This window comes from Bradyrhizobium sp. S3.3.6 (assembly GCF_040546905.1).
Lineage (GTDB): Bacteria > Pseudomonadota > Alphaproteobacteria > Rhizobiales > Xanthobacteraceae > Bradyrhizobium > Bradyrhizobium cytisi.
Genome location: NZ_JBEPOT010000001.1, coordinates 126807 through 138560 on the forward strand (window position 1 = coordinate 126807; position 11754 = coordinate 138560).

Below are 11754 nucleotides of genomic sequence, written 5' to 3' on the forward strand. Positions count from 1 at the left end.
TCAAGATGGAAATGGATGGACCTGTTGGGGCGAACGCGCTGGATGCCGAGAAGATTGTCGGAAAACCGGTTGATCGCATCGATGGACGATTAAAGGTCACCGGCGGCGCACGCTATGCCTACGAGATGCAACAGGACGCATTCTACGGGTTCGTCGTTGAAGCTTCGATCGCAAAGGGCGGGATCGCCTCGATTGAGACCCTCGCGGCCGAGCGATCGCCCGGTGTCAAGCTCGTCCTGACCTATCGCAACGTTCCCGAACAGGGCGCCGGCAATCATCGTGAAGCGCATCCTGTGCTCACGGGTCCTGTCGTGTCCCACTACGGCGAACCGGTCGCGTTTGTGGTCGCCGAGACGTTCGAACAGGCGAGGGCCGCTGCCTATCTGGTCGACGTCAAGTACGATCGGGAGACGGGACATTATGCCCTGCCTCATCATCTTGCTCAGGCTCGCGTTCCACACCAGGCGGACGGTGCGCCGGCGGACAGCGAGGTTGGAAACTTCTCGGAGGCCTACGCCAACGCTCCCGTGCAGATGGATGTGGCCTATGGCACGCCGTTGCAAAGCCACGCGATGATGGAGCCGCATGCGACACTCGCGAGGTGGGACGGCGACAAGTTGATCCTGCATACGGCGAACCAGATGCTAAGCCAGGGCCAGCGGGTCATCGCAAGGACATTGAATATCCCCCTCGCAAACGTGCGCCTGATCAGCCCCTTCATCGGCGGCGGCTTCGGCGGGAAGCTGTGGGTGAACGCCGATTCCATTCTCGCCGCAATCGCTTCACGATACCTCAAGCGGCCCGTCAAGGTTGCTCTCACGAGGCAGCAGATCTTCCATGTGACGACCCATCGCTCGGACACCATCCAGCGTATCCGCCTTGGCACCGATCGCGACGGCCGGATTGCCGCAATCGGTCACGACGTTTTCTCGGGCAACTTGCCGTCAGAACAGGTCTACGAGGCTGCCGCGCTGCAGACCCGCTCACTGTACGCCGGCCCCAATCGGCTCACGCGGCATCGCCTGGTGCAGCTCGATATCCCTGTCGCATCCTCGATGCGCGCGCCCGGCGAGGCCGTCGGATTGATGGCGCTGGAGTGCGCCATGGATGAGCTTGCCGACAGACTGAAGCTCGATCCGATCGAGCTTCGGATCCGGAATGAGCCTGCCGACGATCCCGAAAGGCACATCCCGTACTCCAGTCGTCACCTGGTTGCCTGCATGCAGGAGGGCGCCCGTCGGTTCGGTTGGCACAAGCGCAATTCGACGCCCGGCCAGGTTCGCGATGGACGATGGCTGGTCGGAATAGGGATGTCAGCGGCAACCCGGGGCAATCCCCTCCGGTTCTCGAGAGCCAATGTGCGGCTTGATCCTGACGGCATAGCTACGGTGAGAATGGCGATGACCGATATCGGCACCGGGACTTACACGATCCTGGCACAAATCGCCGCCGAAATGCTGGGTTTGCCAATAGAACGAGTGCGCGTCGATCTCGGCGATACGATTTTTCCGGAGGCGGCCGGCTCAGGCGGTTCGTACGGCGCAGCGAGCTCTGGATCGGCACTGTTCGAAGCATGCCAGGTCTTGCGCGCGAAACTGGCGGGACTCGCCGGCATGGACCCCAATACAGCACGTTTTGGCGACGACCACATTGCAACGGGGGAGCGTTCTGTGAGCCTGTCGGAACTTGTCGGGACGGGAGTTGAAGCCGGTGGCGAGATCAAGCCGGGCCGCAACAACCAGGACTTCTCTCAGCAGTCCTACGGCGCCCATTTTGCCGAGGTCGGCGTTGACCAGGACACCGGAGAAGTGCGCTTGCGGCGAATGCTCGGAGTGTTTGCAGCGGGTCGCGTCTTGAACGCGAAGACAGCGCGATCGCAAGCCATTGGCGGAATGGTATTCGGTGTGGGCGCAGCCCTGCACGAAGATCTCGTGCTCGATCCCCGCTTTGGTTATTTCGTCAACCACGACTTGGCCGAGTATCACGTGCCGGTCCACGCAGATATTCCCGCCAGCCTGGAGGCGGTGTTCGTTCCCGAGCTGGACGAGCGATCCAATCCGCTCAAGAGCAAGGGAATCGGTGAGCTCGGAATCTGCGGCGCCGGAGCCGCGATCGCCAACGCGATCTATAACGCGTGCGGCGCTCGGATCAGGAACTATCCGATCACGCTTGACAAGGTGCTCGCCAGCTTGCCGAAGCAGGCGTGAGCATTTGCCACGCCTTAGAGCCACTCGGTATCCCGAAGGAAGTTGGACCCGCTTCGGCGGGTCCTTCCTTTTAGTCATAGGGAGCGTGCTCGTCGCAAGGAAGTTCACGTGATCATCGTGCAAAATCGCAAGGTCATGCGCCTAGCCATGAACAAATTCAGTGTATCCGCTTCGTCTGCAATGGGGGATACCCGTGAGATACTGCTTTGTCCTTGCTTGTCTTGCCTTCTTCGCGGATGGCGGCGCAATTGCACAGGTGACCGGAATGGCCCTTCCGACGCCTACGGTGGGAATGACCTCCCCTCTGGGCAACACCGCAGGGGCAGCGATCTCGCCTGAAGGGATTGGCCTTGGCGCAACCGAGCTGCCTTCAGCCGGCCTCAGCCCCGCCCCTATTGTCAATGGTAGCATCGCCACACCTACGACCGGGACTGCATGCTCCACCCTTGGGTCTTCGCCAAGCGGAATGTACGGCTCGACGTCGACATATGATGGCGGCGGAATGGCGATGGCTGGGTCAACTCCAGCAACGGGCGAAGTTGGGAGCACAGCGGCATCGACGTCGTCCGGAATAGGAACGACCTCGCCAATGTCGATGACAACGATGCAGAGCCCTATCTCGGGCGCGCTCGATACTGCCGGCATGTCGGGCATGTGCGGCTCCGGCTCGAGCAGCATCGCCGCATCCTCCGGCCCGACTTCGACCGTGCCGACAACGGCCGGCGGCAGTTCTAAGACCGGACTCCCCTTCGGTTCAACAGAGATCGGCAATCTCGGTGTCAGTTCTGCGGCGCTGCTTCCCACGCCGGCAGTCCCGCTGGTGACAGGCAGCCTGGCGCCGATCCTACCGGCTATGCCGATCGTGACGCCGCCTGCGGCATCCGCTTCGGTTGTCACACCTGGATGCTCATCCCTCGGCACGTCGACATCCACAGGCTTAGCAGGCGGCTGCTGAACTTCTGCCCTCCGGAGCAACCCTCTATGAAAAAGAAGATCGTCATTTCTGTCGCGGTGTTGGCTGCAGTCGCCGCGAGTGCCGGCCTGCTGCACCTTACGCATTTCCACCCCATGGAGGAGGCCGCGGCTGCACCGGCTCCGGCGCCCGCTGTTCCAATCGTTGCCGGGTCCGTAACCCAGCATGACGTTCCGATCTATCTGACTGGCGTCGGTACGGTGATTGCTTACAATACGGATATCGTACGGGCCCAAATCCAAGGTCAGATCACCAGCATCAACTTTACCGAAGGGCAGCAGGTCCACGCTGGTGATCTGCTCGCACAGATCGATCCACGGCCCTATCAGGCGCTGATCGATCAATATGCCGCCAATCTCGAACGCGATCGGGCGCAGCTCGCAAATGCGCGAGCGAATCAGGCCCGCTATAACCAGCTCGGCGACAAGGGCTGGGCCACGCCTCAATTGATTGAGACGCAGAATGCGCAGGTCAGCCAGCTGCAGGCGGCGATCAAGGCGGACCAGGCGCTGATCGACGCTGCAAACGTGCAGCTGAGTTTTACGCGACTTACATCTCCAATAGAGGGCGTGGTGGGTATTCGCCAGATTGATGTTGGCAACATCATCAGCCCGTCAAATACCAACGGCCTCTGCGTTGTGACACAGCTGGACCCGATTTCGCTGATCTTTACCCTGCCCGAGACCGTTCTTCCGCAGATCCAGCAACAGCAGCGGGAGACGAAGGCACCGTTATCTGTTCTCGCCTACAATCAGGACAACACGATCCGCCTGGGCGAGGGACAGCTCGGGCTCGTCAACAACGAGATTCTGCAGACGACCGGCTCGATCCAGCTCAAGGCGAACTTCGCCAATAAGAAGAACGGCCTGTGGCCGGGCGAACTCGTCAATGCACGGTTGCTGCTCAATACGCGACACAACGGCCTGACCGTTCCCGCCTCTGTCGTCCAGCAAGGACCGAACGGACCATATGCCTATGTCGTCAATTCGGACGGCACGGTCTCTCTCCGCCAGATCAAGGTTGCCCAGGTCAGTGACGGCCAGGCGCTGATTGATTCCGGTCTGAAAGCCAATGAGCAGGTCGTGGTCGACGGGCAATATAAGCTGCGGCCGGGAACGCATGTCGTCCCCTTGCACGGCAAGGCCGCAGATGAAGCCGTCGCTCAAGACGCATTACAGGCACCGATCCCATGAACATCTCCGCGCCCTTCATTCGGCGACCGATCGCGACCGCACTACTGATGGTCGGATTGCTGGCTGCCGGACTGATCGCCTATCCGTTGCTGCCGGTGGCCGCACTGCCGAACGTGAACTATCCGACACTGACGGTCACCGCCCAGCTGCCTGGCGCGGACCCGCAGACGATGGCTTCGTCGGTCGCCTCGCCGCTCGAACTCCAGTTCGGGGAAATACCCGGCCTGACGCAGATGACGTCGGCGAGCGCGCTCGGCTACACCCAGGTCACGCTACAATTCGACTTGAACCGCCAGATTGACGGCGCCGTCAGCGATACGCTTTCGGCCATCAACGCGGCAAGCCCGTATCTGCCGACTGGCCTGCCCTATCCGCCGACGATCCGGAAGGTCAACCCGGCCGACACGCCGATCCTTGTGCTTGGGCTTACCTCGGACAGCCTGCCGCTCACCACGATCGACGCGTATGCCGAGAACATCCTGCTGCAGAAGATCTCGCAGATCCAGGGCGTGGGTCTTGTCGGGATCGGCGGCCAGCAGAAGGCCGCGGTGCGCGTACAGGTCGATCCACAGGCTCTGGCTGCGCGCGGAATCAATCTGGAGGATGTAAGAACCGTCCTTGGCCAAGCAAATGTGGACCTGGCCAAGGGTACGCTGAACAGCCCGCGACAGACCTACACGCTCAACACCAATGACCAGCTGTTTCACCCGGAGCAATACGCGGATCTGGTCATTGCTTATCGCAACGGATCGCCGGTCCGCATTCGAGACATCGGACGCGCGATCAGCGCGGGCGAGAACGATCTGATCGCGGGCTGGTACGACAACCACCGCGCCATCATTCTTGCCGTACAGCGTCAGCCCGGAGCCAATGTCATCGAGACGGTGCAGCGCATCAAGGCGATGATGCCGACGCTGCAGGCGTCGATTCCTGCCGACATCAAGATCAACGTCATTTCGGACCGCACCCAGACAATCCGGGCTTCGGTTGCGGACGTCCAGTTCACGTTGCTGCTGACCGTTGCTCTCGTCGTGATGGTAATCTTCATCTTTCTTCGCAGTTTCTGGGCAACCATCATTCCAGCCGTCACCGTGCCACTCTCGCTCATCGGCACCTTCGCGGTCCTCTATGAAATGGGCTATAGCCTCGACAATCTGTCGTTGATGGCGCTTTCAATCGCCGTCGGATTCGTCGTCGACGACGCCGTCGTCGAGATCGAGAACATCACGCGGCACATCGAGGAAGGCTTGTCCCCGTACGACGCCGCAATGAAGGGATCCGGCGAGATCGGCTTCACCGTCATGGCAATCACGTTCTCTCTGATCGCCGTCTTCATTCCGCTCTTCCTGATGAGCGGCTACGTCGGCCTGCTGTTCCGCGAGTTTGCAATCACCGTGAGTGTGGCGCTGGTCCTTTCCCTGGTGATATCCAGAACGCTCACGCCAATGATGTGCGCCTACCTGCTCAAACCCGAGAGCCATGAGCACGGCCCCCTTTATCGCTGGTCCGAGCGCGGATTCGATCTGCTGCTCAACGCCTATGAGGCAGGTTTGAAGGTCGTGCTGCGGCATCGCTTCGTCACCATGATGGTGATGATCGGCACCATCATGGTGACCGGGTATCTGTACGTCATCATTCCCAAGGGCTTCTTCCCTCAGCAGGATACCGGCCTGATCCTGGGTCAATCGGAAGCTGCCCAGGATATCTCGTTCCAGGCGATGGCCGAGCGCCAGCAAGCAATGCTCGATGGGGTTATGCGTGACCCCGCCGTGGCATCGATTGGCTCGGCCGTCGGCGCTGGCGGAGGTACCTCCACCGTCAACGACGGCCGCGTGTTCATCCAGCTCAAGCCGGCCAACCAGCGCGACCCGATCGACAAAGTGATAGGACGATTGCGAACTAACCTCGCCAAGATCCAGGGTATCACCCTTTACATGCAGCCCGCGCAGGACATCACGGTCGGCGCGCGGCTGAACAAGACCCAGTTCCAGTACACCATGAACGATGCTGATCCGGGCGAGCTCAACCACTGGGCAGGCATGTTCCTCGACAAGATCAAGGCGCTACCCACGGTCGCGGACGTGACGACTGACCAGCTCAATGCGGGGCCGCTGCTCGACATCACGATCAAGCGCGAGGTCGCCTCGTCCTATGGCATCCTGCCCTACACGATCGACAACACGCTCGATGATGCGTTTGGCCAGCGCATCGTCTCGACCATGTACACGACGCTGCAGCAATACCACGTCGTTCTCGAGGTCAATCCGAAGTTCCAGTACGGGCCTGAAGCGCTCAATGGCATCTACATCAAGTCATCAAGCGGCCAGCAGGTGCCGTTATCGACGCTGGTCGATTCCGTCGTGAAGGTCGCGCCCCTTGTCGTCAATCACCAGGGGCAGTTCCCGTCCGTGACGATCTCGTTCAATCTGGCGCCCGGAGCCGCAATCGGCGAGGCGGTCGCCGGTATTCAGTCCATCGAAAAGGAACTGCATCCGCCGCTGTCGCTGCAGACGAGCTTCCAGGGTAATGCGCAGGCCTTCGGCGCCTCACTGAAAAGCACGCCGGTTTTGATCGCGGCGTCGTTGTTCGTGATCTATCTCATCCTCGGGGTGCTCTACGAAAGCCTCATTCACCCGATCACCATCATCTCGACACTCCCTTCCGCAGGCGTTGGCGCACTGCTGCTCCTGATGGCCGCGCATTTCGACCTGAGCGTGATCGCAGTGGTCGGGATCGTTTTGCTCATCGGCATCGTCAAGAAGAACGGCATCATGCTGGTCGATTTCGCCATCCAGGCCGAACAAGCCGAAGGTCTGACGCCGGAGGAAGCGATCTACCAGGCCTGTATCAAGCGCTTCCGGCCAATCCTGATGACGACAATGGCAGCGCTCCTTGGCGCCGTGCCGATGATGGTCGGCACCGGCGTTGGATCGGAGATCCGTCAACCGTTGGGTTACGCGATCGTCGGTGGGCTGGCTCTGTCGCAGATCCTCACGCTCTACACAACGCCTGTCGTCTACCTTTACCTCGATCGGCTGCAGAATTGGCTATTCGGTGCGCGACGACATCAAGCGATATCACGCGACGTCCATCCGGCGCCTGCCGAATGAGCGAGGGCAACGCCTATCCTGGAATCGCGGTGAACGGTTGACTGTCGCGAAGGCTGGTCGCCGATAGCGAGCAGTCGGGCATCACCACGGGCCACCGCGAGGCCAGTGCTCAGCAACTGGCTCACACACAGCGTCTTCCAGCCAGTGGAAGCTAGTCATCAGCCGCTCAATCGTATCGTAGTCATCAGATTTCGTGATCGGATCGATCTGACAATTGCGTTGGTGTGCCATCGTGACGCTCCTACCTCATTAGCAGCAAGGGGGACCTTTCGAGCAACGTCGATCGGTTCACCAGCAGGCCAATTTAGGAGATACTGAATGACGCTCGATAGCCCACGGCGCACCGCCCTTGTCAGCTTAGGCGCGTTGGCAGTCGGAACCGCTGCGCTTGCAGCCGGTCCCTCGCATGCCGCCACGACCGCGCAGACCATCCCGCCCGGCGCCCAAGAGCTCGGCGATTTGATGAGCCGGCTGCGCCGCGCGCCGCGCCGACGTGATTTCAAGACGGTGCCGATGATTCTCCAGCAATCCGATTTCTGGGACAACGACGCGCTCAAGGAGATCACCGCCTATCGCGGCACGCACAAGCAGGTGTGGGACAACACCAATCTCGCGGGTCCGTGACTCAACTTGATGCGTAACTCGATCAATGCGCAGATCTTTTCCTTCGGACACAAGGACTTTCTGGCCGTCTCCGCCACGCATGGTACGGCGCACCTGGCATTGTTCGACCAAGTGATGTGGGAGAAGTATGAACTCGCGACGCTGACCGGCGACCGCTTCAAGACGAACACGCTGGCGATGCCGAAGCCCGCCCCGAGTGCTTTCGCGCGGAGCGAGGATCCCAATAGCGTGTTCGGGCCCGTTGGCGACACCATCCCTGCGCTGCAGGAGCGCGGCGTCGTCTTCCTGGCTTGCCATAACGCGATCTGGGAAGTCACGGCAAAGCTGATCGCATCCGGCAAGAATCCGGATCATGCCTCGCACGAGGCGGTGACCGCCGAGCTGACCAACCATCTCGTCGATGGCGTGGTGCTGACCCCCGGAATAGTTGCGACCATTCCGGAACTGCAGCAGGCCGGCTTCCACTACGCCACGTGAGCAGATCAAATGCGCAAAGCAGCCCTCGCCACCGCACTTGCCACCGCCCTGCTTCTGCCGCTCGCCGCTCAGGCCACCGAGCGGGTCCAGCGCGACTCCATCTTTCCTCCCTGGCAACACGGGGAGAACAACGACGCCGCGCAACGCGGGCTTTCGTTTACGGTTACAGGTGGACGATCTCGCTGATTTCCATGGCGACGTATCCGACCCAAAGCTCGTGCTATATGTCGGCGGCAATTACTTCTTCGCCATGGCGCCGCTGGTGGCGGCGTTTGAGCAACAGCATCCCGCGTTCAAAGGCAGGATCTATTGGGAAACTCTTCCGCCCGGCGTCCTCGAAAAGCAGATCGAGGCCGGCGGGACCGTTACCTCCGGCAACATGACCTGGATGGCGAAACCGGACGCCTATCTTGCGGGGCTCAAGAAGGTCCAAAGTCTCGTCGACAGGGGCCTGTTGACAGGCCCGGCCATTCCCTACGTAACCAATTCCCTCGCGATTATGGTGCCGTCCGGCAATCCCGGTGGTGTCAAGACTCTCTCCGATCTGGCGCGGCCCGACCTTCTTGTCGTGATGCCAAATCCTGAATTTGAAGGTATCGGCCGCCAGATCGAAGCCTCATTGAAGAAGACGGGCGGCGACGCATTGGCGACGACCGTATACAAGACCAAGGTCGCCGACGGCGGCACAGTTCTGACCCAGATCCATCATCGGCAGACGCCGCTCCTCCTGATGCAGGGGCGCGCGCAGGCGGGCGTGACCTGGCAATCGGAAGCGGCCTTCCAGGAGCAGGCTGGCAATCCGATCACCCATGTCGACATTCCCCCGGCGCAAAACACAACGGCGATCTATGCCGGCGCCGAAGTGCGGAACGCGCCGCACCCGGAGGCGACGCAGCTTTGGCTTTCGTTCATCCGCTCGCCCGCGGCGATCTCGATCTTCGAGCGATACGGATTCAAGCCGTTCACTGGCATTACATCGGCGGGCTGATCGAAAGGAGATGCACTCATGGTCACTCTGTCCCTCACATCTGCCTCCACCATCGCGCGTCCGGTTGACACGGACGCGGGCCTGACCGACGCGCAGCGCTCATGGCGAACGGCGTCGCTCGCCATGATGTCAATCCGCGTCATCCAGGGCTTCATCTACTGGGGCGGCGGATCCCGGCGTTTCATCTACGCGCCCTCGAAGCTCAACCCGGACGCGCCCACCTGGATGGCAAATAAGTTTCAGACCGCAATGCTCGGGGCGCTGTTCGGGACCGATCATCTGATCAGCTTCATGCTGCATCACTTCTGGCTGCTCTATACCGGCGTGATCCTGTTCAGTGCCGCCGAACTGATCGTCGGCGCGATGCTGATGGCGGGACTTATGACCCGCGCGGCTGCTTTGGTGTCGATAGGGTTTTCGGTGCTGCTGATGGCAATGTTCGGTTGGCAGGGCGCGACCTGCATCGACGAATGGACCATGGCCGCCTGCAATCTCGCGATGGGCGCAACCCTGCTGCTAGGCGGCAGCGGCGCTTACTCCATCGACAACGTCCTGATCCGACGCGATCCCGCGCTCGCAGGGAAACGCTGGTTTCGGTGGACGGCCGGAAGCCTGCCGTTGCCGATCAAGGACATCGCGTTCCGCAAACTCGCACTCGCCGTGCTTGGTTTTGTCCTGGTGTTCAACATCGGTACATACAGCCACTATCGCGGCTCGGTGGTGACGCCATTCCATGGCGGGCCGGTCAGCCCGACGAAACATCATCTCACCGTTAGCGATGCCAGATTTTTGCCTGATGGCTCCGTTCGCTTTCACGTCTATCTCGATGCCGGCACGCCGGAAGCGCCTGTGCATGTCGTTGCGGCCGATCTGCTCGACGCAAGCAATCAGCCAGTCGCGCATTACGACGACGCCGCCCTTTCGGCCCTGCCAAACGCCGCTTTCGCCAACGATTACGCCTACAACAAGTTCGCGCCTGGTCCCTTTGGGATCCGGGCACCGATGGGAGCGGCCGCGTCGGTAACACTGCCCCCGCCTGCCTCTGCCGCCGCTGTTCGGGCGAGATCGCTCCGGCTCACGGACGTCGATGGACGAACCTTCTCGGCGAGGCTCGACGGGGCAGTCACGGATTAATTCCAGTGATTCAGCAGGCTACTCTCCTCGTCCGAACGACGATTTCAGCTCCAGGTTGATACGTTCCTCGGGAGTCCGTTTTGCTCGCCCGGATATCCTATCTTACGACGCGCGTCGGATCGACCTGCAACAATCGATCCGCGCGCTGCATCTCATAGCGTGAAGATAAAGAAACATAGCAAATAGCGCATCTTTCGGGGCCGATCCGGGGGGCAAAACAGCTCAAGAATATTATTAGAATCAACTGGCACTGGCGGAGGAGAGAATCTAGAAAAAACTTGCTCTACCGCTGCATCTCGGGTCGTCGTATGTCTGGCCGCGACCGGCGCGCGGTATGCCCAGGTCAGGCGAATGCGCGTGGGCGACGTACAGGTTTCTGCACGACGTTTGATGGTGCCGGGCTCCTACAAGGGGCGCGGCGGCAATGGCGGCTCTGACCCGATCCCAGTGGGCGACGATGTGATTGAGGTGCTTTTTGCCCGCAATCACCGGCCGGCCAAGCGATGCACCTCTTTTCGAGCGATGGATCCATGAACAGGAGCCGGGGGGTATCGCGTGGAAGAAGTCTGAACGCGGTTCGTGGAAAAGAGGCGAACTTGCACGTCCCTGGAAGGCCATTCGCGAGCGCGCCGGTATGCCGGAGGTGATTCCCTATGCTCTGCGGCACTCGAGCATCGTGCGCGGTCTCCGAAAGGGCTTGCCCATCCAACAGGTCGCCAAACTGCACAACACCTCAGTCAAAATGATCGAGCGGCACTACGCGAAATACATTGCGACCGCATTGGAAGACCTCGCAAGGGCGGCAGTCGTGTCCCTGGTGCCGCGGAGTCATGGAAACGTGGTGCCGATGGGAAAACGCGCGTAAGGGATCATCCTGCGGTCTTGTTCGAATTCATTCGTCTGACGGCGCCGGTACGGCAGCGCGCTGCAACGGCTGTTCGAGGACATTGGGACACCATTGGCGACGAGAGAATTATCGTGACCACTGGCCCAGCCCTTCAATTCCGTCGGCGCTGGACAGCGGGGTTGGTTGGGGCTTGCCCTCCGA

Annotated in this window: 9 protein-coding genes; 8 read left to right on the plus strand and 1 reads right to left on the minus strand. The window is 60.9% G+C overall.

Annotation, left to right across the window (positions count from 1 at the left end; genetic code table 11):
- Positions 1-5 precede the first annotated feature (5 nt).
- Positions 6-2207, plus strand: coding sequence for a molybdopterin cofactor-binding domain-containing protein (locus tag ABID59_RS00590; protein ID WP_354082099.1), 2202 nt, complete (start codon positions 6-8; stop codon positions 2205-2207).
- Positions 2208-2348: 141 nt separating this feature from the next.
- On the opposite strand, the gene ABID59_RS00595 is transcribed toward ABID59_RS00590, so the two are convergent.
- A complete protein-coding gene (locus ABID59_RS00595) occupies positions 2349-3128 on the minus strand; it encodes a hypothetical protein (protein WP_354082100.1) in 780 nt (259 codons plus the stop codon).
- Positions 3129-3188: 60 nt separating this feature from the next.
- Here ABID59_RS00595 and ABID59_RS00600 point away from each other — a divergent pair, with 60 nt between their 5' ends.
- The 7 genes from ABID59_RS00600 (at position 3189) to ABID59_RS00630 (ending at position 11571) form a co-directional block, all read left to right on the plus strand.
- Positions 3189-4373, plus strand: coding sequence for an efflux RND transporter periplasmic adaptor subunit (locus ABID59_RS00600; RefSeq protein WP_354082101.1), 1185 nt, complete (start codon positions 3189-3191; stop codon positions 4371-4373).
- Positions 4370-7483 (plus strand): efflux RND transporter permease subunit, encoded by a 3114-nt coding sequence (locus tag ABID59_RS00605; protein ID WP_354082102.1) that lies wholly within the window; start codon positions 4370-4372, stop codon positions 7481-7483. The genes ABID59_RS00600 and ABID59_RS00605 overlap by 4 nt, the downstream gene beginning before the upstream one ends.
- Before the next feature lie 318 nt (positions 7484-7801).
- A complete protein-coding gene (locus ABID59_RS00610; RefSeq protein ID WP_354082103.1) occupies positions 7802-8107 on the plus strand; it encodes a hypothetical protein in 306 nt (101 codons plus the stop codon).
- A 9-nt stretch (positions 8108-8116) separates the two neighbouring features.
- Positions 8117-8584 (plus strand): hypothetical protein, encoded by a 468-nt coding sequence (locus ABID59_RS00615; RefSeq protein ID WP_354082104.1) that lies wholly within the window; start codon positions 8117-8119, stop codon positions 8582-8584.
- Between the two features lie 250 nt (positions 8585-8834).
- Complete coding sequence (locus tag ABID59_RS00620; protein WP_354082105.1) at positions 8835-9572, plus strand: substrate-binding domain-containing protein; 738 nt, start codon at positions 8835-8837, stop codon at positions 9570-9572.
- Positions 9573-9590: 18 nt separating this feature from the next.
- Positions 9591-10706, plus strand: coding sequence for a TQO small subunit DoxD (locus ABID59_RS00625; RefSeq protein WP_354082106.1), 1116 nt, complete (start codon positions 9591-9593; stop codon positions 10704-10706).
- 475 nt (positions 10707-11181) lie between these two features.
- Positions 11182-11571 (plus strand): site-specific integrase, encoded by a 390-nt coding sequence (locus ABID59_RS00630; protein WP_354082107.1) that lies wholly within the window; start codon positions 11182-11184, stop codon positions 11569-11571.
- The last annotated feature ends 183 nt before the right edge of the window (positions 11572-11754 follow it).